The 23,572-nt window shown below is 44.3% G+C and carries 19 protein-coding genes and 2 pseudogenes; 9 read left to right on the top strand and 12 right to left on the bottom strand.

Features of this window, described 5'->3' with window-relative positions; all coding sequences use genetic code 11:
• Window positions 1-22: 22 nt before the first annotated feature.
• The 4 genes and pseudogenes from L693_RS0124160 to L693_RS0124145 all read right to left on the bottom strand — a co-directional run bounded on the left by L693_RS0124160 (window position 23) and on the right by L693_RS0124145 (window position 4,464).
• Window positions 23-2,122: an amylo-alpha-1,6-glucosidase gene (locus L693_RS0124160; protein WP_025720689.1), complete on the bottom strand. Its 2,100-nt coding sequence runs from the start codon at window positions 2,120-2,122 to the stop codon at window positions 23-25.
• 72 nt (window positions 2,123-2,194) lie between these two features.
• Window positions 2,195-3,205, bottom strand: a complete 1,011-nt coding sequence (locus L693_RS0124155; RefSeq protein ID WP_025720687.1) for a LacI family DNA-binding transcriptional regulator — start codon at window positions 3,203-3,205, stop codon at window positions 2,195-2,197.
• Between the two features lie 146 nt (window positions 3,206-3,351).
• Window positions 3,352-3,774: pseudogene (locus tag L693_RS0124150) on the bottom strand (ABC transporter substrate-binding protein); the annotation flags it as partial.
• Window positions 3,775-4,071: 297 nt separating this feature from the next.
• The gene (locus L693_RS0124145) at window positions 4,072-4,464 is read right to left on the bottom strand and encodes a winged helix-turn-helix transcriptional regulator (protein ID WP_025720683.1); all 393 of its coding nucleotides are present in this window, start codon (window positions 4,462-4,464) and stop codon (window positions 4,072-4,074) included.
• Between the two features lie 149 nt (window positions 4,465-4,613).
• On the opposite strand from L693_RS0124145, the gene L693_RS0124140 reads away from it, so the two are divergent.
• The gene (locus tag L693_RS0124140; protein ID WP_025720682.1) at window positions 4,614-5,288 is read left to right on the top strand and encodes an NAD(P)H-dependent oxidoreductase; all 675 of its coding nucleotides are present in this window, start codon (window positions 4,614-4,616) and stop codon (window positions 5,286-5,288) included.
• A 138-nt stretch (window positions 5,289-5,426) separates the two neighbouring features.
• Here the strand turns inward: L693_RS0124140 and L693_RS0124135 are convergent, their stop codons facing one another.
• Both L693_RS0124135 and L693_RS0124125 read right to left on the bottom strand, forming a co-directional pair.
• Window positions 5,427-8,441 carry an S-layer homology domain-containing protein gene (locus tag L693_RS0124135; protein WP_025720679.1) on the bottom strand — a complete coding sequence of 1,005 codons (3,015 nt, stop codon included), beginning with the start codon at window positions 8,439-8,441 and terminating at the stop codon, window positions 5,427-5,429.
• 312 nt (window positions 8,442-8,753) lie between these two features.
• Window positions 8,754-9,422, bottom strand: a complete 669-nt coding sequence (locus tag L693_RS0124125) for a hypothetical protein (protein ID WP_025720676.1) — start codon at window positions 9,420-9,422, stop codon at window positions 8,754-8,756.
• 432 nt (window positions 9,423-9,854) lie between these two features.
• On the opposite strand from L693_RS0124125, the gene L693_RS32520 reads away from it, so the two are divergent.
• Complete coding sequence (locus tag L693_RS32520; protein WP_025720674.1) at window positions 9,855-10,133, top strand: YczI family protein; 279 nt, start codon at window positions 9,855-9,857, stop codon at window positions 10,131-10,133.
• 108 nt (window positions 10,134-10,241) lie between these two features.
• Here L693_RS32520 and L693_RS0124110 read toward each other — a convergent pair whose 3' ends face one another.
• A complete protein-coding gene (locus L693_RS0124110; protein ID WP_025720673.1) occupies window positions 10,242-11,624 on the bottom strand; it encodes an amino acid permease in 1,383 nt (460 codons plus the stop codon).
• 460 nt (window positions 11,625-12,084) lie between these two features.
• Window positions 12,085-12,552 (bottom strand): MarR family winged helix-turn-helix transcriptional regulator, encoded by a 468-nt coding sequence (locus tag L693_RS0124105; RefSeq protein WP_025720671.1) that lies wholly within the window; start codon window positions 12,550-12,552, stop codon window positions 12,085-12,087.
• A 183-nt stretch (window positions 12,553-12,735) separates the two neighbouring features.
• On the opposite strand from L693_RS0124105, the gene L693_RS0124100 reads away from it, so the two are divergent.
• The 6 genes and pseudogenes from L693_RS0124100 (at window position 12,736) to L693_RS0124075 (ending at window position 18,044) form a co-directional block, all read left to right on the top strand.
• Complete coding sequence (locus L693_RS0124100; protein WP_025720669.1) at window positions 12,736-13,608, top strand: SDR family NAD(P)-dependent oxidoreductase; 873 nt, start codon at window positions 12,736-12,738, stop codon at window positions 13,606-13,608.
• 96 nt (window positions 13,609-13,704) lie between these two features.
• On the top strand, window positions 13,705-14,382 hold the full coding sequence (locus L693_RS0124095; protein WP_025720667.1) for a hypothetical protein: 678 nt from the start codon (window positions 13,705-13,707) through the stop codon (window positions 14,380-14,382).
• Window positions 14,382-15,797, top strand: coding sequence for a phage baseplate assembly protein V (locus L693_RS0124090; protein WP_025720665.1), 1,416 nt, complete (start codon window positions 14,382-14,384; stop codon window positions 15,795-15,797). The genes L693_RS0124095 and L693_RS0124090 overlap by 1 nt, the downstream gene beginning before the upstream one ends.
• A 12-nt stretch (window positions 15,798-15,809) precedes the next feature.
• Complete coding sequence (locus L693_RS0124085; protein WP_025720662.1) at window positions 15,810-17,096, top strand: pentapeptide repeat-containing protein; 1,287 nt, start codon at window positions 15,810-15,812, stop codon at window positions 17,094-17,096.
• Window positions 17,093-17,622, top strand: a pseudogene (locus tag L693_RS0124080) (hypothetical protein). Before L693_RS0124085 ends, L693_RS0124080 begins: the two are co-directional and overlap by 4 nt.
• A 5-nt stretch (window positions 17,623-17,627) precedes the next feature.
• Window positions 17,628-18,044, top strand: coding sequence for a DUF4280 domain-containing protein (locus L693_RS0124075; RefSeq protein WP_025720660.1), 417 nt, complete (start codon window positions 17,628-17,630; stop codon window positions 18,042-18,044).
• Between the two features lie 109 nt (window positions 18,045-18,153).
• Here the strand turns inward: L693_RS0124075 and L693_RS0124070 are convergent, their stop codons facing one another.
• From L693_RS0124070 to L693_RS0124055, 4 genes are all read right to left on the bottom strand, one after another.
• Window positions 18,154-19,629: a protein adenylyltransferase SelO gene (locus L693_RS0124070; protein WP_025720658.1), complete on the bottom strand. Its 1,476-nt coding sequence runs from the start codon at window positions 19,627-19,629 to the stop codon at window positions 18,154-18,156.
• Window positions 19,630-19,899: 270 nt separating this feature from the next.
• Window positions 19,900-20,694, bottom strand: coding sequence for a GNAT family N-acetyltransferase (locus tag L693_RS0124065; RefSeq protein ID WP_025720656.1), 795 nt, complete (start codon window positions 20,692-20,694; stop codon window positions 19,900-19,902).
• Window positions 20,695-20,889: 195 nt separating this feature from the next.
• On the bottom strand, window positions 20,890-21,231 hold the full coding sequence (locus tag L693_RS0124060) for a cupin domain-containing protein (protein WP_025720654.1): 342 nt from the start codon (window positions 21,229-21,231) through the stop codon (window positions 20,890-20,892).
• A gap of 54 nt (window positions 21,232-21,285) precedes the next feature.
• Window positions 21,286-22,536 (bottom strand): PTS ascorbate transporter subunit IIC, encoded by a 1,251-nt coding sequence (locus L693_RS0124055; RefSeq protein WP_025720652.1) that lies wholly within the window; start codon window positions 22,534-22,536, stop codon window positions 21,286-21,288.
• A 210-nt stretch (window positions 22,537-22,746) separates the two neighbouring features.
• On the opposite strand from L693_RS0124055, the gene L693_RS0124050 reads away from it, so the two are divergent.
• Window positions 22,747-23,217 carry a hypothetical protein gene (locus L693_RS0124050; RefSeq protein ID WP_025720650.1) on the top strand — a complete coding sequence of 157 codons (471 nt, stop codon included), beginning with the start codon at window positions 22,747-22,749 and terminating at the stop codon, window positions 23,215-23,217.
• Window positions 23,218-23,572: the final 355 nt, after the last annotated feature.

The raw sequence follows: 23,572 nt of genomic DNA, 5'->3' as shown, positions 1-23,572 counted from the left end.
TTTCCCCTTCCGTTCTGTTGGCTTAGTCAGCAATAACTCTATATCCCGTCGTATTCTCCAACACGGACCAGGAAATATCACTCTCTCCACTTCTTTCTACACGGATGGACAGTATTCCGCTGCCGATGGCTATATTGGAAACCGTCAGCTCATTCATCCCGTCAAGCAAGACAGGCGAGAGATGGATTTCCTTTCCAACTCCGTCCGGAAATAATCCAAGCAGGGACTGGATAAATACCAGAGGCGTTCCCGCCGCCCATGCCTGTGGAGAACAAGCCACCGGATAAGGGACGGCCTTCCCGATTGAGCTGTCATAACCGCAGAACAACTCAGGTAATCGTTCATATTCAAAATGCCCGGCAGAATCAACCAGCCCTTTCATCACCTGATTCGCGTGCTGCTGACGACCGGTTTTGCTGAGTCCAAGGATAATCATACTGTTATCGTGCGGCCAAATGCTTCCATCATGGTAGCTCATCGGATTGTACCCGGCTTCTCCTGCTCCCATCGTCCGAATCCCGAAACCGGAGAACATTTTATGTGATATCAGCATGTCAGCTACCGCTTCCGCTCTGGATTCGTCCAGCATTCCCGATAACAGCAAGTGTCCGGGGTTGGAAGTGATGGTGCCCACCTGATGCTTGCTTCCATCCAAAGCGATGGCATAATATTGATGCTCATCCATCCAAAAAGCCTCATCAAATTTGCTTTTCAGGCGCCGAGCCTCGTCTCTGAGCCTTGTGGATTCCTCATTGCGACCAAGAGCCTCATACAAGTCAGCAATGCCCGTTTTGGCCTGAAAGACGTAGCCCTGCACCTCGCTTAAAGCAATCGGTGTGTTGGCATACTCTCCGTTGCGGTGAACAATGGAATCACCGGAATCCTTCCAGCCCTGATTGGCTATGCCTTTGCTTGATTCCTGATGATACTCCACAAATAAATCATCGTCCCGGTCTCCGTAGCGGTCGATCCACTCCAGCGCCCCGATAATATTGGGTTCCAGCTCCTGTACCAAAGCCAAATCCCCTGTCCATCTGACGTACTCTACAATCAGCATCAGGAATAGCGGGGTTGCATCAACAGTGCCATAGTAAGGAGTAAACGGAATCTGCTTCGTATTCGCCAGCTCACCGTATCTGATTTCGTGCATAATTTTCCCTGGCTGTTCGTCACGCCAAGGATCAACGGCCTTCCCTTGCCATGCTGCCATCGTTCGGATTGTATCTTTGGCAATCTGCGCATTAAAGGGAAGCATTTGCAGGGATGCGATAAGACTGTCTCTGCCAAAAGGGACTCCAAACCAGGGAAGTCCTGCGACCGGAAACGATCCATAGCCCAAATCCGTCAGCAGCACTTTCATATCCTTCAAGCCCCGATCTACAAGCCGTTGCAGCAGCTCATGATCTGTCTGCACTTTAGCCGTTTGCTGGTCCCATACCTTATAGATGTGCTTGAGCTGCTCTAGCGCATCCTCCGGCTTTATCGGCTCCGTTACGCATGCTTCACCAATTTGAGGCTGCACTGTAAACGTGATATTTTCCGATTCCCCATGGTTCAATGAGACCCGGAAAAAAACATCTCCGTTTTCATGAACGGATTGTTCCTGCCGATCCCATGTGACAGAAGTAGCTCGGCGGACTTGATCGGCTCCCAGGTAACTAAAGCTTAGAGACCGATCAGCAGCCTCCGTTCCGGTTCCTTTTCCCAGCTCACCGGTCTGAAAACCACGAACAACGAACATATCTGCGAAATCGGCATCCATGTGTACACTCAGCTCAAACGCAATCTGCTTCGGGTAATAATTTGTCAGCTGGATGCGCTCATACAGCACACCGTCATAAATATAACGAGTCCTTTTCACTTCAACCGATTCACGCCACAACTCCAGCTTGCCGTCGATTTCCGTTTGCACATTGGTCAGCAAAATGGTGGCCATGTAATTTTCTGCTGCATCCGAGGAGAGCAAAACGGGTTCCTGCCCGTTAATTTTCAGATCCAACCTGCTAAGAAAACGGGTATCCTTCGTGTACAAACCCAATCCATAGGGGTGATCCTCCGGAATATTCCCTTTCGTATCGGTTAATAAAAACAGATCATTTTCTTTAATTACTCTGTATTCCATAAGAACCTCCCTGTATCCGAAACGTTTCGGAAAAAGTGTAATTGAAAAACCACATATTGTGGTTTTGTGTTTTTAGCGTTTCATTGCCGATTCTCTTTCAATCAGCTGTGTCTCCAGGATCAGGGCATGTGGCTGTCCACTGCCTTCCAGCATTTGAATCAGCATAGTGGCTGCCTGATAGCCAAGCTGAAATTTATCCTGCGATACGGTTGTCAAGGGCGGGCTTGCATAAGACGCAAGCTGAATGTCATCATATCCAGCAACTGACAACTGTTCAGGCAGGTTTCGGTCAAGCTGCTTCGCTGCTTTTAAAACTCCCAATGCCATTAGATCACTCGCGCAAAATATCGCCGTAATTTCAGGATAAAGCGTCAACAGCTTAACAGCTTCCTCTCTGGCGGTGTCTTCATTATAATCTCCATTGACGACCCAGTCTGGATTGAACGCTAACCCTGCAGAGTTCAGGGATTCCTTATATCCCTCCAGGCGTCTCTCACTGACAAAAGCCAGATTATGACCATTGATCATACCAATATGACGGTGACCAAGCCGAATCAGATGATCCACTGCTTTTTTCGCGCCAAGCACATTGTCCGTCGTTACATAGCCTACTGTATCGGTCAGGATGGGAATATCGATCAGTATGCAGGGAATATCGCTGTCCACCACCTCCTGAAGATATGGATCATTCGTCTTAATCCCCGATAAAATGACCCCGTCCACTCTTCGTTCCCGACACAGTTGAGAGTACGTTTTTTCTCTTTGCTTCGTCGAGTTGGTACTGAACAGGACCAGATCGTAGTCTTTTTCCGACACACATTCGTTAATTCCTGATAAAACCTCAAACGTAAAATGGTCCTTGGCACTTTGCCGATTCAATCCGGATACCAGCAGTCCAATCGTTTTGGACTTATTCATGACAAGTCCTCTCGCCAGAATATTGGGGCTGTAATTTAAATCCTTGGCCACCTGCATAATTTTGCGGCGAGTCGCTTCATTGACATCATCGTACCCATTAAGAGCTCTGGAGACGGTGGTGACAGAGACCCCGGCAACACGCGCGATATCTTTAATTGTCGTCATAATTCTGCTCCTTAGCCGGCCTTCCAAAACGTTTCGGAAGCTTTGAAAATGAGTATATCTTATGATGTAACCGATTGCAAGCAAAAAAACACCCCATCCACGGCTACTGCCATGTAGTGAAGTGTTTACGAATGCAGGTAGATCGTTTACTTATTTTTAGCTTTATTCTCCTTCTCTCTTTCAACCAGCATATCCACGATCATATCAATCTGTCCGGTAATAGCGATCGGATCATAGCGATAATAGGTATCAAAATCGTTAAAGAACACCCTATTATTCTTCACCGCAGGCAGATTCCCCCACACGGCAGACGATTTCAGCTGCTTAAGTGCAGCCCCCTTTTTCTCCGGATCATAGGTCGTCAGGAATATATAATCTGCATCATATTGCGGAAGTACCTCCATCGAAAGCTGTATGGTTTGTTCCTTGGAGCTCGCCGTTTTCTTCGGCATGTTCAGCTTGAGCGCATTATAGACAGCTTGTCCACCCCGGCCTGCATTATCTCCAAATATCCAAAGTGCATTCTTGTCTGTCAGCTCATACAGGCCGAAGGTTGCCTTTTCGTCAATATTACTGCCTCCAGTGCAAGCGCTAATGAATACAGACAATACAAGCATCAAAGCAGTCAGCATAAAAAACGATTTTTTCTTCAACATATTAGCCCCCTATGTATTATGGAAATCCCCTTATCTCAATAATGATAATGATTATCAATATCGCAAGAAATATATCAGGCTGGCCTTCCTGCTGTCAACTACAATTGATAACATTGCCCAACTGAAATAGAGCAGCTTTGACATTAATAAAAGGGAAAAGACCTGCCAGATGTATGGCAAGTCTTTTGTGGTGAGGTCTGTCTCAGCGTGCTACAAATTGGGGCTCGGATGTTGAAGGAGATTGTCTGTTGGACGTTGCTTGGCTTTATATTCTTCTCCCCAATCCTTCATCAGGTTAATAATCGGGATAAGCGTTCTTCCAAATTCAGTTAGGGAGTATTCGACTTTGGGCGGAACCTGTTGGTAAACCTCCCGATGAACTACACTGTCCTCTTCCAGTTCACGTAATTGAAGTGTCAGCATACGCTGTGTAATTCCCGGGCAAATACGCCGAAAATCACTAAACCGCTTTGTTCCATACATCAGATGATATAAAATAACTCCTTTCCATTTGCCCCCAATCACGTCCAGCGTGTACTCTACAGGACAAGCCTGATCATTTCCAGCGGGACATGCCCCAAAGCCGCCCTTCCGATTGCGCATAGGTGTTTCTCCCCTTGGTATCATTTTTTATACTACAGCACATTAATGTGCGTACTTCAAAAACAATCATGTATATACTAATATTAAGCATGTCACTCGGTAAGCGTCAATTCCAATCCATATCCATATCCATAAGGAGTGTAAAAACAATGGAAACCTTAACAACCACCAAACATCAAATCTTATCCGCATATGAGTTCAGACATGCAACCAAGGAATTTGATCGTCATAAAAAAATTAGCGATTCCGACTTCGATTTTATTCTTGAAACAGGGCGTTTATCCCCGAGTTCATTTGGCTTTGAACCCTGGAAGTTCGTTGTTGTCCAAAGTCAAGCTATGCGCGAGAAGCTGCTGCCTTACTCTTGGGGAGCCCAAAAACAGTTGCCAACAGCAAGCCATTTTGTACTCATTCTCTCCAGATTGCCTAAAGATATGGTAGCCTCATCCGATTACATCAAGGATATGATGGAAAACGTACAGCAATTACCTGCTGAAGTTATGCAAGGCAAAGAGAAGGTATATGACGCCTTCCTGAGATCAGATTTTGAACTGGAAGAAAATGAAAGAGCAATGTTCGAGTGGGCCTGCCGACAAACCTACATCGCATTGGGGAATATGATGACAGCCGCAGCACAAATCGGGATTGACTCCTGTCCAATCGAAGGCTTTAATAAACAGGAAATCGAACGTATCCTCTCTGAAGAAGGCATCATGGATGCCGAGCATTTCGGTATTTCCTGCATGGTAGCTTTTGGATACCGCCTGAATGAGCCACGCGGAAAAACCCGGCGACCTGTAGATCAAGTTATTGAATGGGTATAACCAGGTCAGCCTCATATGGTCGACCATGGAAATATTATTGAGTATTTCATAAGCAAGAAGTCAAAAAAGAACCGAAAGCCATATGCTCTCGGTTCTTTTACATATACCTCAAATCCTAAAAGCGATCATTCCAAACGCTTACTGATAGCTCACTTCCTCCGCGAAGTAAATCTGCTTCAAACGATCCTTTACGCGCTGAATTTCCTCTGCTGTTAACGGAGCCGTAGGATTCAGCTTGAAGTTCCTTCCGGTAACATAACTTACATCCGTGTTCTTATCCAGGTTGTAGGGCATCTTTGGAACCGGAGTGCGGGTATAGTCGGTAAAATCAATAATGGACCATGCCGCATCCCCATCCTCTTTGGATAAAATGATCCGCTGTGAGGCGTTTTCGGTCCATAGGTAGCGCAGATTGGCTGGTGAATTATTGGAGTCCATAGCCGTCTTGAAGCCGGAGCCTCTAAACATGAGCGTAAATTCTGCATGATCGTTATTCGATCCAGCTAACGATTCATAAATCTGTTTCAGCCCGTCCACTCCCACAATCTCTACCTCACGGTCAACAGGGAAGTGATTCACAAAGCTATCCCATATTTGAGACATGTTATGGTTTTTGGCAAGCCAGTTGATGTCCAAAATAATGGACATGTAGTTTACCGTATTTAAACGTTGATACGGGTTATCTAAATATTGCTGTGCTATATACAGTTGTGGTGCCGCATCCGTATCAGTCACATATGGGTCACCTGGATGGAGAGTCCAGCGTGAGGAATTTTTTGTATAGCGTGATCCAATCGGATCAATCGTAATCGAGTTCATAAACACGATACCGCTATTATCTGTATTCCCCTGCGCGGGAACAATCGGATTATCCTTATTGGACCAGTAAGGCATCAAAGGTGAACCCTCACCATACATGTTGTTAACATTATACTGTGTAGCCGACCAACCCATAGCTGAAGTGATTTTAAAATGATCTTTAAGCCATTGGGCCTGCTCAGGATTTACCGTAAAGCCGGTCAATGATTTAGGAAGATATTTCCGATATTGGTCTGTATCCATGCTTTCAAACACCGAAGGTGATCCCAACGAACCGGATTGGTGCAGCTCATTGAGTGCATTATAACGATACATATACAACCACTCGTTCATCCGTGCTTCCCATTCAGGAAGCCCATACAGGTTATTCGGATACCCGTCCAAAATCCCCACTTCATCACCATACTGATCCACATATTCCAAAACCTTTTTAAGCTGCGGGCGATTCGTTTCCACAAAGATAAATCTATTTTCCATAGCCCAGGTCACTTTTATGTTAGGGCCAAAGTGATCCATCAGCATTTGGCGTGCCTGCTCAATTTGCTCCACTGTGGTCGTACTGCCCGCATCTTTTCCCTGTAGCATCATTGAGATAGCAAAATATTGCTTTTTGCGTTCTCCCGGTACTACAGTTAACTCGGCATCGGATATGAAGTGAACTCCCTGAGATGGTGACTCAACCTCAATCTTGAATGGAATGACAGAGTTCACTGCAGGAATCAGATGCAGATTCGCAATATGTCCATCCTCGTCAAATATCCCCTTGGGATCCTCTATTCGAAGTTTCAAATCTGACGGCAACAGGCCTGGAGCTATGACCTCTCCCTTTGCATTCTGAAATACATAGGGCATGCTCCAGGTTGCAGGGTCTAAAGTAGTGGCCTGTGAAATGGTATACGTCGCCAAGTATACGGACCTGATTACACTTGGGTCCTCTACTGGAGGAGTCTTCCCTTTCACGATCAGCTTGGTCTGTGCTTTAAGTACATGATAGGGTTTAGCAATTGTGACTTCAATCTCTACCGGAATATAACCATCAGCAGCAGGAATATTTTCGGAATGTGCGATTTTCCCATATTCATCGAAAACACCTAATGCATCACTAAAAGTGTAGGTGACACTTGTGACGCTGGCATTGGGAATACTCACCAAGTGCCCTTCCTTGTAGAGATCAAAGGACAGCTGATAAGAAGGATACGTATCCGGTTGATTTACCAACTCCGGCGCCTTGATGACTACCTCATCCGCTACAAAATCCGCCGAATGATCTGGTGGAAGCACCGGCGGTGTCACTGGTGGTTTCACTGGCGGTCTGGGACTAGGCCCTGGTCGTATAATTGGCGGTGTCACTGGCGGGTTAGGAGCAGGCTCTGGTTGTATAACCGGCGGTGTCACTGGCGGGTTGGGACCAGGCTCTGGTTGTATAACCGGCGGTGTCACTGGCGAGTTGGGACCAGGCTCTGGTTGTATAACCGGCGGTTCCGGCTTCGGTTCTGTTGGTGTTCCCGGAGATACTGGTGGATCGGGTCTTGGACTATGGCTTTCGGGCTCTTCGATCTCCGGGTTCGCACGCTGGTGACTAATTTCCGGCGCCAGGTCGACCACGGTCTTCTTCAATTTCGGTGGACTGGTTGGCTGATTCGTCGTTACAGCTCCATTTCCTAATGACTCCAACAAACGCTTAGCCCGTTCTCTCAGACCATCACCGCCCAGCCATATTCGATAAGCAACCAATGTAGCATCCTGCCGACTCACAGACTCCTTGGGATGGAAATAATGATTCGTGTCCCCCTCGATCAGCTCCAACCGTTCCATCAGCCATACGCTCGCTTGTGCATAGTCTGCTATCTCAGACTGATCCACAAAACTGGATTTACCGGAAGAGCGGGTATCTTCAGAAATACCGAAATACCTGGCATACCAAACTGTCATATCCTGACGAGTCATATTGTGCTTTGCACCAAATAACTGGTCACTAATTCCTTTGGTAATGTTCTCTGCCTGCAAGGTCTGCACATAAGGAAGAGCCCAGGGAGACACATCACGAAAAGAAGTAGCGACTTTGCCATTCGATGTTCGTTTTAAGGATTTAGCGAATATGCTAGCCCATTCCTGCCGCGAAATAAAATGCATAGGTCGAAAGCTACCATCCTGATAACCAGTAACATAACCTTGAGCAGCCATAGCCTCAATTGCATCAGCTGCGTAGGAATGTTCAATATCGTTAAAAGCCCTGTCTGCAAAAACAGGCACAGTATGTATACAGAACAACCAGGCAGCCAGTAAACCAGCCATGTAATGCCTAATTCGTATTAACTTTTTTTCACATTTCATTACTTTATATCCTTACACCTCCTCGACAGCACTCAGTCACTTTTGCCTTGCACTTCTGTTTCGTTTTTGAAAATTATTTCTTTTGCTTTCAGACGGATTTTCATTTCTATTAACACCAAACTGTATATATTCTTGAATATCGGTATAACAGCCCTAGGATTGAATAAAGCCAACAAAAAAAGTAGGACTGCTACTTCAACTACGAATACATTAAAATAAGAGATAACATGATGTATTGCGCTCAGGCATAGGGCGCACAAAATGTTATCTCTTCTTTTGTATGAAGTATATTTATTTTGATTCGATCATCTATTAATCTGTATTGCTACTACCCTTATAAACATAATAATAACCCTCTGAAATTCCATCTTGCGGATAAGCTGCAGGATCTTCGCTGGTTACTTGACCTACAAGCTCCCGATTTGTAAACGTGTGAGGTCCTTCCTCAATTAACGCTTCAGCAGACATGCCACTGATAGGTCTCACGGTACTGGACCAGAATGTAACTAAATAAATATCGTCAGCATTAAAATGAAAGCGTCCTTCACTTGGTGTCCCCTCATAAAACAGCTCAGACAAAGAAGTGGCTTCTGACCCTCTCATAAAAATTTGAATATCACTAGTTCCATTCCATCTATGAGGAATTCCGCCTCTGGGGTTTATATACTCTACAACCTCAGGCTCCTGATCGCGAATAAAATCAGTAACTGTAAATTTGTATACATCATCCGTTATACTTTTGGTTACAACTCCAGTTGTTTTTCCCGTTTTATAGCCGGTGAAATCTCCATATACATTTGGGATTTGGCTTAAAGCGGCAAAAAACCTTTCCTGATCCATATATTCGACTCTTCCAGGTACTGCAGTCAATCTATAGGTCTTGACCTCAGTAGCTGCATAAGATACTCCAACGTTCCAGCCCACAGATGCCACCATGAGAATACCTATCATCAGTACTAATGGCCACTTTTTCAACATCATATCCTCAACCTCTTTTCTCAAGTGCACTCAAATCATTATTAGCATTATAGCTTTTCAGCATTTCCATTAACAGTTAAATATTAGAAGAAAATAAAATTCAAACATGAATACTTGGAAATATAACTTATGAGTACATTTGTGTAGATACCATAATGTTCAACAAACCCATAAGATTATTTGTCTCATCTCTTGCGTAGCTTCACCTTCACCTTCACTTTGCTGCTTGGGGTCACCTCATGCTGTTAGTATGGCAGTCTGAATCAGCAAGCTTTGGTACTATTCCTTATCTCTTACACCCTCTAAATGCAAAAGCAAAAAGAAAGATCTTTACCTACATTCGCTTACTTGTGTTTATGTTCATTTGAAGTCCCACGAACTGACCTTTAGAATATATAATACACTAGGCATTATAAAGGAAGGGTGAACATATCTATGTTCAAGAAAATGGATATCTACCGAATCTTCACTTTAATATTTGCTGCAGTTGTTATGATCTCGTCCTCTTTATCACTCGCATATCCAGACACCTATAGGGACTCATATAAAATATCACAATTTTTTCTAGGGTTTATGTTTCTGTTTTCTGGAATTTCAGAGTTTAAGGCTAATCGTAAGGGTATGGCAATAATCAACTTCTCAGTTTCCCTTTTCACTTGTATTTATATTTACACTTTTAGTGCGAACAGGATAACCACACAATTCTATACCTAAGTAACAACCTTTCCATAGCCTCCCTTGTAAAAGAAAAACCGAGCGAAATCAGGATATCCTGAATTGCGCTCGGCAAGTTTTACATATTTCACCATCTAGTTTAGCAACCTATTCGTTTCCCTCTAATTCTTCAATTCTCTGCCGCTTTCCGATACCAAAGACAAAATATCCAACAATGACGAGCGCCATAAATGATGCCCCTACAATCAATGACAAGCGTGTGTCTGGATTGAACCACATCCCGACGATCACTAGCAATAAGAAGATAATGGTGATGTAATTGCTGATTGGGAAAAAACGAGACTTGAAGGTGTGATCCTTCATTTCGTTTTTCCACTTCTTCCTGAATTTAAATTGGCTGATCGCCAATGCAAACCACGGTACCATGCCTGGAAGAACACTGGCGCTGTAGATGTACAGAAACAGTTTGGAATCAGGTAATAAGTAATTAAAAAGCACTCCGATCAGCAGCAAGGAAATCGTCGTAATAATGCTATTTCTAGGTACTCCGCTTTGGGAAACTTTCCCGAAAAACTTAGGGGCTTGTCCGTTTTTAGCCAATGTATATAGCATTCTTCCCGCACTATAAATACCACTGTTGCAACCTGACATCGCTGCTGTAAGAACAACAAAGTTAATGATGCCAGCAGCCGCTATAATCCCTACTTTGGCAAAGGTCAGGACAAAAGGACTGCCGATCTCGCCAATCTGGTTCCAAGGGTAAATCGTAACAATGACAAAAATCGCACCCACGTAAAAAATCAGAATACGCCAGATAATGTTTTTAATGGCTTTTCGCAGTGTCATTTTCGGATTTTCGGCTTCACCCGCCGTAATGCCCACCATCTCTATACCTTGATAAGCCGCCGTTACAATGCATAGTGCGAATAGAAAGCCTTTTAATCCGCCTGCAAAAAAACCGCCATGGGAGAATAGATTGGAGAGACCAATCGGTTGTCCACCATTACCAAAGCCGAAGAAGATCAGGCCCGTGCCAACAATCAGCATAAAGATAATGGCAACGATCTTAATCATGGCAAACCAAAACTCAAATTCCCCATAAAACTTTACAGCCGCCAAATTGGCTAACGCGATAATAACTACACCTGCCAAGGCTGGTAGCCATTGCGGAATGCCCGGAAACCAATACCCCACGTACACTCCAATCGCCGTTACCTCTGCCATTCCAACCGTAACCCATAAGAACCAATAGCTCCAAGCGGTCAAAAAACCGGCCAAAGGGCTGATATATTTATGAGCAAAAGTAGCAAATGAACCCGTCACCGGCTCGAGAATCAGCATTTCCCCCATGATCCGCATGATAAAAAACATAATAATCCCAGCTAAGAGATACGCCAGCAGCACAGAGGGACCCGCCCATTTTATCGTACTTGCCGATCCCATAAACAGGCCAACGCCAATTGTTCCTCCAAGCGCAATCAGCTCAACGTGCCGTGGCTTTAGCCCTCTCGTTAATTGTTTCGATTCCAATAGAACGCTCCCCTTCGTAAATGTTTATCATCAGACGTTAATGACCCGGAAAACTGTCCGCAAAACATTATTAATTTTTTGGACTGACGCAGTCCTGCTCGAACGACTACAAAATAGTTCAACGATTCGTAAATTAACAAAGAGACCACGTCCTACTTACCGTCCAAACCTTACTGTTTCTAAGACCGAGTCCGTAGCATTAGGTGAATTGTATGACAAAAAACGACTAAATACAACTGCTAATTAGTAGACATATTTAGGGATGAAATGGAAAGGAAGGAGATTCTTTTTTTCTGAACATTGGTCAATTTAATTTAATGCATTAAATCAGGAAAATGTAACGAAGCGCACGTAATTTTCAATGATAAATATCACGATGACGAGACGTTAAAATCATCCCAATGGGCAAAAATTTGAATGCCTCCTATATTCTTCATACGATGCTTTATGTCGAATCTCATTAATCCTGGCAATCTTGCCCGTTAAAACACTTAAGCATCCCAATAAACGCTTCAAGCTTGCAATCCTCCCATGTTGAAATGCGTTTATAAAATTCATTTTCTTTTTCTTTTAAAGCGTCCAGAGCTTTTTCACGCCCAGACGCTGTCAGGGAAATCAACACTCCCCGGCGATCCTCAGGATGAGTTTCACTTTTCACATAATTCATGCGCTTAAGCTGAGTGACAAGCCGAGTAACAGAGCTTCGATCCATGGCGGTGGATTCCGCCAAAAATGTAGCGCTTGCCGGACCATATGAAAGGAGACAACGTACAATCAGAAAAGCTGCAGGTTGTAAGGCTGGATCGAAAAGTGCTGCAGTTCTTACATTAAGTGCATGTGATGCACTTATAAGTACATTGAGCTGCTCACCAAGATTCAGTTCTAATTGCACTCTTGCAGAATTTTGATCATGAATTTTATTTTCCATTGGGCTTTCACCTCATTATTGATTGGTTTAAATATGATTGACATATATCAAATAAAAAACATATACTTGATATATGTCAATCATATTTATAGTTTTGCTAGATGTCAAGAGCAGGGATGACTATAGAGCATAGACATGTGAAATATGAATGTAAATATTATAAGAATTTTAAGGAGGATTTATATGTCGACATATCCGATTATTGTAATTACTGGTGCTACGAGCGGTCTTGGACAATTGGCAGCAATTGAATTAGCCAAAAGCGGAGCACATCTGGTATTAACATCCAGAAATGAACAACGAGCAGAAATAACTAAAAATATTCTAAAAGACCTTGCACCAAATGCAAAAGTAAACTTCTTTTTCGGAGACCTGTCTCTTATGAAAGATGTCAAACGTATTGGAAATGAAATTAAAGCCAATTATCCAAATATTGATATATTAGTAAACAATGCAGGATTACATGGATTTGAACAGCGAATAACCTGCGAGGGATTTGCAGAAATGATAGCCGTAAACTATCTTGCGCCGTGGCTGTTAACACACACCTTACTCCAGCCATTAATGGATTCAAAAAATGCAAGGATCGTCAATGTTGCTTCTGAAGCATCCCGTAACCATGGTGAACTAAAATTGCCAGACGATTTAACAGATACATCCGCCTTTACTGCAACAGGCTCATCTAGGATTTACGGAAAAACTAAACTACTTAATATTATGTTTACGGAAGAGCTTGGTCGTCAGTTGGATGGAGCTGGAGTCACTGTTAACGCACTTAATCCAGGGTTTAACGTTACCGGCCTTGGCCGTGAGTTAGGATTTTCTTCGATACTTGCAAAAATATTGAAGGCTTTGCATATCGGAGATCCGCGAAAAGGAGCGGACATTATTGTCCGTTTAGCTACAGAATCACAATATCAAGGAGTGACAGGTGGATATTTTAATGTTGGTACTGGAAAGTCAATAATACCGGCATATCCTGGTGGGGATATCAACATGCAACGCCAACTATGGAGTGCTACTAAAGAATTATTACAGCAAAAAGGGATGATGTAATGGGCCATTTTGTAAACTAAATCTCTCTTTTAACCGATAAATACATATGCTGGGTTTTAAGTACGGCTGTACATTTTTCCTAAAAGGGGACTTTCTGTGAACTATCTAGACGAGCATATTCTTAGCCTCAAAGCTAAAATGATGGATCAGACGACAGCTAATAACGATGATTTAAAATCCATTCCAGCTCAAGCTCAGGAATCAGAGCAGAATGGTTTCATATCTGAAGAAAATAAGCTCTTTCATATTCAAAATGAACACCTCGCGTTGGAGCCAAGCACGATACTAGATGGAGAAATCGGCTTCTATATTCCCAAATCCTTTAGTCCTATGCCAATGGAGCAGGCTGTAATTAAATACCCTTCGGAGCATCGTCCAAAGGATATTTATACCTCAGCAGAAGGAACGATTAATATCAGTTTTAATCCTACGGATTCGTTTTTAGAAGCGGATGAGCTTTCCGAATTCGTGGAGCAAATGGCAGATGTTTTACGATCTGTACAACCCATTCGCAACTGGTTAGGGACGGACATGATCGTCAATCATTCCGGGCTTTCAATCGGACGGATTCGTTTTGTAGCAGCGGGGATAGACGGTAACCTATACAACGAATTGCTGCTTTTCATCCAAAAGGGACGAGTTGTAATAGGCTCCTTTAGCTGTCTGGAAGCAGAACTCGAAGCGTGGTTACCTGTAGCGGAATATTGGGGCCAATCCCTTTGTATCCTTACGCCCTCCCCCTATCCTGCAAATGAGAAAGGAATGATATCATAGTGAGCCTGGGATACGATCAAATTCAAATTCACCCTTATGACCAAATTGATCTGGAGCAGCTTACCTTAACGAAAAAATTGAACGAGCATACCCGACTTTATTTTACGGGTGTGATACCTGAGGACTTGCAGGACAGCTATGTGGAAGCTACAGAAAAAAACACGGTGATTGAGGTGAGCCAACGAGATGAACCCGGCGCCAGCAAGCCGCTATTCAGCGGGATTGCCCTCTCGGTCGAGGTAAAAGTCGTGCGGGGTGTGTACTATCTGGAGGTGGAAGCTATTTCCCATACCTACCGGATGGACATTAAGCAGCGCACCCGTTCTTTTCAATATACGAAAATGACGATTCCTCAAATGCTGGAGCACATAGGTAAGGATTATGAAGGGTTGGATGTCATTGACGGAGCTACTGGCGGAGAAGCCATCGGACGGATTGCCATTCAGTATCAGGAGACAGACTGGGCATTCTTGAGACGCATAGCCTCACGCTATCATACGAGTCTGATGCCTGTAGCCCGTTTTGACAGTCCCAAGTTTTATTTTGGTATTGAAGAGAGCCCCGCGCAGGCGGTGCTGGATCATACCCGTTATACGGTGCGCAAGCAGCTGCTGCCTTTTCGTTATTTTCAGGAGAATGAGCAGGCCAAGCTGAGTGAGAATGATTTTATTTTTTATGAGGTAGAAACGGATGAGGTGCTAGACTTAGGCGCTCAGTTAAATTTTCAGGGGCATAACTTGTATGTGATGGAGGCCTATACCGCAATGAGTCAAGGACTGCTGCGGCATCAATATGTGCTGGGTTCCTATCAGGGATTTCGGCAAAAAAGTTACTACCAGGATATGCTGGCAGGTGCCTCGTTAAGCGGTGTTGTACTGGACGTCCGTCAGGATCAGGTACGTATCCATCTGGATTGTGATGAACAGCAGGATGCGAGCAAAGCGCATTGGTTCAACTATTCAACCGTGTACAGTGGCGGTGGTCACACTGGCTGGTACGTTATGCCTGAAAAAGGCGACTCGGTTTCCCTTTATTTCCCAGGCAGTCGGGAAGAGGACGGCGTGGCAGGCAGTGCGGTGAGACGGGCAGATCGCAAGAGTACACATAACCATTTTTCCAATCCACAAATGAAAATATGGCGAACCCCACACGGCAAGGAAATTCGGCTGGGGCCGGATGAACTGGTCGTTACAGGCAAGGACGGCGCTATTTATATCAAGCTGGATGATAAAGAAGGCATTCATATCACGAGCAGCAAGCAAGTGAATATTGCAGCAGGAGGCAATCTCAGCCTGTCTGCGGGTAAAACGATGAGCCTGTCCGCAGGTAGTCAGCTCCGTATGGATTGCAACGGCAGTCATATTGAATTAAGCGGTTCGGCGGACATGAAGGGCAGCGAAGTGAAGTCGAATTAAGGATGATTAAAAATGGAAAAGCAAACAGATACGTTAGACCAGCAACAAGCGATTCTTCTTCAGGCATGGTCTTTCATTCGCCAAGAATGGGCATTGAAATGTAGAGCTACACAAGGGCAACGACTACAGCATATAGTGGAACATTTTTGTACCTTTTGTCAGTTGGTTCGACAAAAGCAGCTAGAAGGTCTTAAAGGCAGCCTCGGTTACATCACCTATTCCATGCTGCGTACCACATGGCTTGAGCAAAAGCCTGTTTATCTGGTCGAGGCTACGGATGCCTTATGGATGCTTGATGCTGTACCCATTTCGTTGGAGTATGATGCAGGTTGGGTCTTTTCCTATTGGACTCATTTACGTGAACAACTTTTGACCGAAGCCTTGAAGCGGCAGCTACCTCTTGCCGAGCTTGAATTAGAACAGTTCATGCTGGAAGCAGCGGGATATCTTCATACGATGATCGTTAGTCTCATACGACAGGCTATGAAGCAAGCCGTTGCTTTACCAGAGTTTCAGACGCTGGATCGTGAAGAAGCATTCGAGATTCGTGTTGGAGAGTATATGGATCACAGTGTGTCCGTGTACCGGGAAGATCGAGGATCAATGGATGCGAACGTCATAAAGTCTTGGCTGGAGGAAAAAGAGGAATCGTCCTATAGCTACCAATCTTTGACCCAAGTTGATCTATCTGGTGGAGATTACAGCTCCTTGGATTTTCGCTATACAGCCTTTCGCCAGATCAGGATGAAGCATAGTCGACTGCATAGCTGCATTCTCGCAGGAACCGTGTGGCAAGAGGCTCAGCTGGAAGGAACCGACTTTTCATACAGCCTGCTTTATGGAGCCGATTTTAGCGATTGCTCCCTGCAAGAGGCTGTACTGGACGCCGTTTCAGGGAATCATGGATATGATGGTTCAGATGCTTGGCTGGATTGGGAGCCATTAGGATGGGATGGAGTAAATTTTACAAGAGCGAGCTTACAGGGAGCCAGCTTTCAACATGCTCAGCTTCAGGGGGCAGTTTTCAAGGATAGCTCACTGCAAGGAGCTTCATTTATCGGAGCAGATCTGACAGACGCCTGCTTTGTGGGAGCCGATATGACTGGCGCTTCGTTTACAGGTGCTTGTTTAGCAAAAGCTGATTTTACTGGAGCAAAGGTCAGCAGGGTAAGCTTTACGGAACAACAGCTTCACGAAGCTATTGGCCTTGCTGCTGAAGAAATGCTCCCTGCCTCCCCTGCTCATCCCACGGCTACAGAGGTGACAGATACGGTGGGTAAAGGAGGCTGGATGCAATGAGATATTTTCGACTTATGGTGGATGAACGTGTCAAGCATCGGGTAGAGCCTGCTTCCCTGTCTCCGTTGCAGGTAGAGGATATCCTTTCGGATCGCAGAACTCAGGCGGAGGACACTCCCCTGTTTTTAGCTGTACATACAGATTCACGAACCGTATATCCGGATTTTCTGGAGTTTCCTTTGCCCCTGGTGTCAGATTCGATGAAAGCACTGTTGGAGAAACATATGCCGGGACTGGAATGGAAGGCAGCTATACTTACTGATTTTCAGCAAGCCAGGCAGATGTGTATTGGGTACTGCGCCCCCCTGTGGTAGATTGTCTTTCCTCAAGAACCGAGTGGTATCCCGACCATACCCTAAAGCATTTGGTGCTTAGACACGAAAAAATCAAGCCCTCTATATTTCGGATTGCCGGTTTAATGGAAGCTTATATCTATATTGATCTCGCTGTGGCAGAAAGTCTGCTGCGCCGTCCATTTACAGGTATTCGGGTGCAAAAATTAGAGATGGCAGCAAAGGAGGAATAATTCAGATGGGAGAAGCGAATGTGCAGCCTGGAACAGGCGCGAAAAAAAGCTACGTCGTCGCAGGTGCAGTTTTAAGCTGTAGCTACGGTACACAGCCTACCCGATTAAAGCGCCCTTTTAGCCACGGGGTGTATATCAAAAATAAAGCACAGATGAATATTGGAGATTACGTGCCAGGGGTTAACATCAAAACTTTTGGAAATTGCTCCAGTCCACTCAATCCTGCTGTTCAAGCCAGTCAGATGGTCGATATTTATGGGGTGAAAAAAGCCCCGTGCATTCCTGTCCTCACGATGCCTTGGCTGAGCGGGAAAAGTGACATGAAAATCGAAGGCCAGCCCGCGCTTACGCAGAACTGTACTCATCAGTGTCTGTATTGCGGGCATATTCAAATCGAAAATGACGGTCAGGAACTTGATTAATAGCTGCAATTCACCACTTTTCAGGATAATGCAAAAATGCGCTGGTGAGAGAATAGCTATCTTCTCCACCAGCGCATGAATAGGTTATCTTCAAATGGCTGACATCATATCAGGTACCGCAAAAGGTTCGGTATGAGCAGTTGGATTTCTCAGGCAATGTAGAGTAAATAGCCTGTTCGTCAGAATAAGCGTAAGGGTTCGAAAGAACTTCCAGAAGCTGCTCCATCACCTGGTAGTCTTCTCGTTCCACCGCAGCCTCCAGTGCTTCTTCTACCCGGTGATTGCGCGGAATTATGGCAGGATTGCTGCTGCGCATTAGTTGACGCCAGGTGGCTTGCGATTCCTGCTGTCTGCCCAGCCTCGCCTGCCATTGCTCATGCCACTGGGTAAAATCCGCAGTGCCGAACAGGACCGTATCCTCCAGCTCGTCCAAAGTTAAAGCACGGAACGTATTAGTGTAATCCGCACGATGCTTTTGCATTATACCAAGCAGGTCTTGAATGAGCGATTCATCCTGCGGCTCTTCGTTTAAGATTCCCAACTTCGCTCTCATTCCGGCAAGCCAATGACGGTGAAACAACTCTGAAAAATCTGCAATCGCATCCTCGGCCAGTTTGATAGCCTGCTCCGTGTTTTCATGCAGCAACGGCAACAGGGTCTCAGCAAATCTTGCGAGATTCCATGCAGCAATACGCGGCTGATTGACATAAGCGTAACGGCCCTGAATGTCAATGGAACTGAATACCGTCTCAGGGTCATAGGCATCCATGAAGGCGCAAGGACCATAATCAATGGTTTCTCCGCTAAGGGTCATATTGTCGGTGTTCATTACCCCGTGAATAAAACCAACGAGCTGCCATTTGGCAATTAGCTCGGCCTGGCGCTTGATCACTCCCTGGAGCAGGGACAGGTAGCGGTTGTTCGCAGCAGCAACTTCCGGATAATGTCTTTCCAATGTGTAATCAGCCAAGATCCGGAGATTCTGGGTAGTGTCCCATGCTGCCACGTATTGAAAGGTGCCGACACGAAGATGACTGGCAGCTACACGAGTCAGAATAGCACCGGGCTGCTCCGTTTCCCGGATGATCGACTCCCCTGTTGTAGTTACGGCCAAGCTGCGGGTGGTAGCAATACCTAGCCCATGCATCGCTTCACTCATGATGTATTCACGAAGCATCGGCCCAAGTGCCGCCCGGCCATCGCCACGGCGAGAGTATGGCGTTCTGCCTGAGCCCTTGAGCTGGATATCAACCCGCTCCCCCAAGGGAGTAATCTGTTCGCCAAGCAGCAGAGCACGACCGTCTCCTAACATGTTAAAATGTCCAAATTGATGTCCTGCATAAGCTTGAGCAAGAGGCGCAGCACCTTCGGGAGCCTGGTTGCCAGCCAGCACTTCTACACCATCATTCCGTTGTAGCGCCGCACCGTTCAACCCCAGTGATGCTGCCAACGGATGATTAAGCATGATCAGCTTCGGTGAACGAACAGGAGTTGGGTTGAGTCTTGTAAATAATGATTCCGGCAGACGAGAATAACTGTTGTCGAAGTTCCACCCTGTATCTTTTATTTCTTTTTTCTCCGTCATAATGTCTCCTTCTTATGTTGTGGTATTCCCGTGGGTTGTCCCTTTTAGTCTCTACTTTTGTCCATTTATTATCCACTTTTCACTATACTATTCTGGTCTTTAGCGGGAAAAGGCAGCCGAATCATCCGGTTACCTTTTTATTTTTGATTATTCAAATATCGCTATCCCAGAGCTTCGGTAGCGCCTCGACGCTTACTACATCTGATTAAGAGTGGTCACGTAATAATGAGACTCGGCAGAAACCTCAAACCCTATCGACTGATAGAGATTTTAAGCACGTCTGTTTTGAGTGACTACCCCCAGCCGTATCTGAGTACATTGCTTGTTAAGCAAGAGATTAACTACACAAGCCAGAATTTCACGGCCATATCCTTTGCCTTGGTAGGCTGGGAGTACACAGAAATCATGAATGACGGCCAGGCCTGTATGAACATGATTAACCCTGACCATTCCAATCGGCGCCAAGCCATCTACAGCGATATAAGTAACGCGTTCAGGTTCATTTGTATGTGCAAAATAATTCCTTGTCCAGGATTCTGAATCACCGAAGGCTTGGGATGAACATGTAACCATAAATTCAAAATCCCCAGCTTCCTCTAACCGCAATATTAAGCCAGAGTAGTGTAACGTAGCAGCTTGAAGCCGAGTTAAATTCATGGAGAACTCAGATGTACTAAAGCTTCCACCCCAATGTCTTATGCAATCAATACCAGGCTTAGAATTGGATGGAACCCTAAAACGGCAAGTTTGGATCCCCAGCAATTGCAGCTCTGCTGCAGCACTTTCCATTAAGTGGCTGAATACACCTCGGCGGCGATAGTCTGGATGAACCATACCGTTCATATTGGCTTCAATTCCATCCGAGGTATACCAACTGAGAAAGCCAATGAATTGGTTGTTGATTTGGCACAGAAGAGCCTGATCTCCACCGTTTTCCTTAAGGCTTTCCAAGCCTACTCTCAAGCTGGCCCCGTCGAATTCCTTACATTGTTGTTCTAACAGTCGAATTTGAGCCATTTGATGACTTGAAAAGTCATTCATTTTAGTGATTTTATACTTTTGCATGTTGGTTGTAGTTACCTCGTTAAGAAGGAAACACGCAGTTTAAGGACGAGTAGGCGCTATCCTTCTAAAAACTGTCCGTTTGTTCATGGTTACCAATTGAACCGCCTCCTTGATATCGTATAACGACAATTTTAACTTAATATTGAAACAAATCAATGTCATCACAAAATTGAGCTACGATAGCAGTTGAATTCTTCACAGGAAATCTTCACGGGCTGGTGTAAAAGCATCCAGCAGCATGCCATCATCCTCCAGTGGGATGCAGCCATGGAGAACATCGGATGGAAAATGGATGCTGTCGCCCTCTTTGACGATTTGTACATCTTTTGTTTTCCCGTCATCAATCATGAACTGAAAACTGCCCTTCAATACATAAGTGACCTGTTCATGGACATGCTTGTGAAGCGGGATTTCCCCTTCTTGGGCTTTAGCAAAAATCACTTTGGTATACATAATCTGATCGCTGTGTGCCAGCACTTTCCGAGTCGTATTGGCATCCACCGCATCTAATTGAATATGTTCATCTTTAAAAAACATGAAGCATTCCTCCTCATAAATTTTGTTTTAATAAACGCTAATAAACCGATTTAGTTAAAACCAACGAAATATAGCCCATAATAAAATAGAAAGGGAAGTGAAGTCAGGATCGGCGAATGTCACCCCTTCTACTCCCAGAAAGGAAAAGAGCGGCAAGGTAAGAGCAGGCAGCAGACAGAGCAGGAATCCATTGAGACAGCTGGAAATGACGGCACCTCTGAAGCCACCGCTGGAATTGCCGAATATGGCTGCTGCACCTCCAGCCAGGAAGCAGGCCATAATCCCTGGGACAATAACAGGCAATCCAATAAGTGGGAAGAGGAAGACGCAGGCCACCCCCGTGAAGAAGCTGACCAAGAAGCCTACCAAAGCGGAATTAGGTGACTTGTCGAAAAGAACCAGCACATCCACTCCAGGGATTGCTCCAGGAGCGAACACTTGGGAAAACCCTTTGAAAGCGGGTACAATTTCTGTGGTGAATAGCTTAACACCTGCTTTTGCAATATACAAACCAGCTGCAAAAATAGCTGCCTGTTCAAGGATGAAGACGATATATTCCTTTCCTCCAGACAATTTGCTGACATAGGCGGGACCAGCTATCAGTCCGGACACCAGCAAAAGTACAAGCATCGTCAAGGTAGTCGCCACATTGGAATCCCGCAAAAAGTTGATACGGTCGTTTATTTTTACATTTTCAGTATCATATTCACGGTTGCCGAATATTTTCCCGAGATAGGTCCCGATAATGTATGAGGTCATGGAAGCATGGGCAATCGTATATTCATCTGACTTGATAATATTTTTGCTGGCGTTCCGAAGCAGGTAGGGGAAAATGGCCATATAGCTCCCGATTGCCAAAAAACCGACGATAATCGTGATCAACGAACTGAAACCGAGACCTTTCATAACAGCTGTTGCGGCAAAGCTCATGAACAGAATTAAGTGAAGGGAAAGGTAAATGTATTTGAACCTGGTTAGACGTGCAAGCACAATGTTGAGGATCATGGAAAAAAGCAAAATGAGCGCAGCATCCGCACCGATCTGATCAATAGTCAGTGACATGATGGCTTCATTGCTTGGTACGACACCTTTGAGGTCGAAAGCAAAAGAAAAAATTTGGCTGAAGTTGGTGAGAACTCCTCCTAATATCCCTCCGCCGACTTTGATCATGGTGAAGCCCATAAAAGAAAGGGTCGTTCCCGTAATGATTTCGGGTACTTTCTTCCTCTGGAAAATGAGGCCGAGAAGCGTCACGATCGCAATAATGATGGATGGCTCCTTGATAATACTCATAAACAGTTCCATAGTTATCTCCGTCTTCTTTCTCCTATTTTATTTTCCTTCTGCTTGCATGGGCATTACTAAATCGATTTAGTCATTATGAAAAAATTTTAATTATAAAAAACAATAAATATATAGGGAAAACAAGCACGGGAATGGAAATAGAGTTTATTCTAAGAAATGATAAGATAATTTCAGCTTATCCAGTATATTGAATTGGAGGTTGTTTGAATAATGATAAAATATAAATATAAATTGAAATATATGGATGAATTCAATATAGTTGTATTGGATTTTGACGAAGAAAAATCACTGGAATTCGCCAATATGATAAGTGATCCCTTAGGATCTGATATACCTTGGAGATTTAAAGATTTGAGAAATGATATTGATAATTATGTTGATTTATTAAGGGGAAATATATCCGAATATAGACATGGAGGAAATGCATCAAGCGTTATATCCTATAGAGACTATACAATAATTGAAGATCCATTTTATGACGAGGAAGAAGATGAAATTGAACCGATCTGTAAATTAGAGACAGTTGAATTTGTGAAAATTATATTAGTATGGGCTTATGAAACTTATAAATATAAAAGCGAGAGGGGGGTGATTGCTCGAGAGGAGGCAGAAATGGTTATGAATTGGATTAAACAAGAAATGATAAAAGTTAAGAGTATAGAAAATAACGAATTAACATAACAAACACTGAGAAGCTTATTCCTATAAGAGTAATAATTTGGAATAATCTTCTCAATATGTAGGCAGGTATATCAACAGTCTTTTATAATATTGAAACATTACATAAATTTTGATTTAGGTAACGTAGACGATACGGACTAAGATCGTTTTCTCCTTAGGGGACGGGTAAAGGCTCATCAGAGATTGATATGAGTCAAAATTTAATGGACCAGATTCTTAATAGGCATTCCGTAAATAGTACAAGAAAGCAACTTCCATATCTTCAAAAATTGATGAAATGTTAGGTAAAAGTCTTTCTTTAATAAAGATTGGTCAGACGACACGCCTGTTGAATAACCAAAATAAGTAACTCAAT

The organism is Paenibacillus sp. 1-18 (genome assembly GCF_000520755.1).
GTDB lineage: Bacteria > Bacillota > Bacilli > Paenibacillales > Paenibacillaceae > Paenibacillus > Paenibacillus brasilensis.
This window is presented reverse-complemented; position numbering and strand designations above follow the sequence as displayed.

Coding starts and splice junctions, on each gene's coding strand:
- L693_RS0124160 (WP_025720689.1), bottom strand. CDS start 2,122: ATGGAATACAGAGTAATTAAAGAAAATGATCTGTTTTTATTAACCGAT.
- L693_RS0124155 (WP_025720687.1), bottom strand. CDS start 3,205: ATGACGACAATTAAAGATATCGCGCGTGTTGCCGGGGTCTCTGTCACC.
- L693_RS0124145 (WP_025720683.1), bottom strand. CDS start 4,464: ATGCGCAATCGGAAGGGCGGCTTTGGGGCATGTCCCGCTGGAAATGAT.
- L693_RS0124140 (WP_025720682.1), top strand. CDS start 4,614: ATGGAAACCTTAACAACCACCAAACATCAAATCTTATCCGCATATGAG.
- L693_RS0124135 (WP_025720679.1), bottom strand. CDS start 8,441: ATGAAATGTGAAAAAAAGTTAATACGAATTAGGCATTACATGGCTGGT.
- L693_RS0124125 (WP_025720676.1), bottom strand. CDS start 9,422: ATGATGTTGAAAAAGTGGCCATTAGTACTGATGATAGGTATTCTCATG.
- L693_RS32520 (WP_025720674.1), top strand. CDS start 9,855: ATGTTCAAGAAAATGGATATCTACCGAATCTTCACTTTAATATTTGCT.
- L693_RS0124105 (WP_025720671.1), bottom strand. CDS start 12,552: ATGGAAAATAAAATTCATGATCAAAATTCTGCAAGAGTGCAATTAGAA.
- L693_RS0124100 (WP_025720669.1), top strand. CDS start 12,736: ATGTCGACATATCCGATTATTGTAATTACTGGTGCTACGAGCGGTCTT.
- L693_RS0124085 (WP_025720662.1), top strand. CDS start 15,810: ATGGAAAAGCAAACAGATACGTTAGACCAGCAACAAGCGATTCTTCTT.
- L693_RS0124075 (WP_025720660.1), top strand. CDS start 17,628: ATGGGAGAAGCGAATGTGCAGCCTGGAACAGGCGCGAAAAAAAGCTAC.
- L693_RS0124070 (WP_025720658.1), bottom strand. CDS start 19,629: ATGACGGAGAAAAAAGAAATAAAAGATACAGGGTGGAACTTCGACAAC.
- L693_RS0124065 (WP_025720656.1), bottom strand. CDS start 20,694: ATGCAAAAGTATAAAATCACTAAAATGAATGACTTTTCAAGTCATCAA.
- L693_RS0124060 (WP_025720654.1), bottom strand. CDS start 21,231: ATGTTTTTTAAAGATGAACATATTCAATTAGATGCGGTGGATGCCAAT.
- L693_RS0124055 (WP_025720652.1), bottom strand. CDS start 22,536: ATGGAACTGTTTATGAGTATTATCAAGGAGCCATCCATCATTATTGCG.
- L693_RS0124050 (WP_025720650.1), top strand. CDS start 22,747: ATGATAAAATATAAATATAAATTGAAATATATGGATGAATTCAATATA.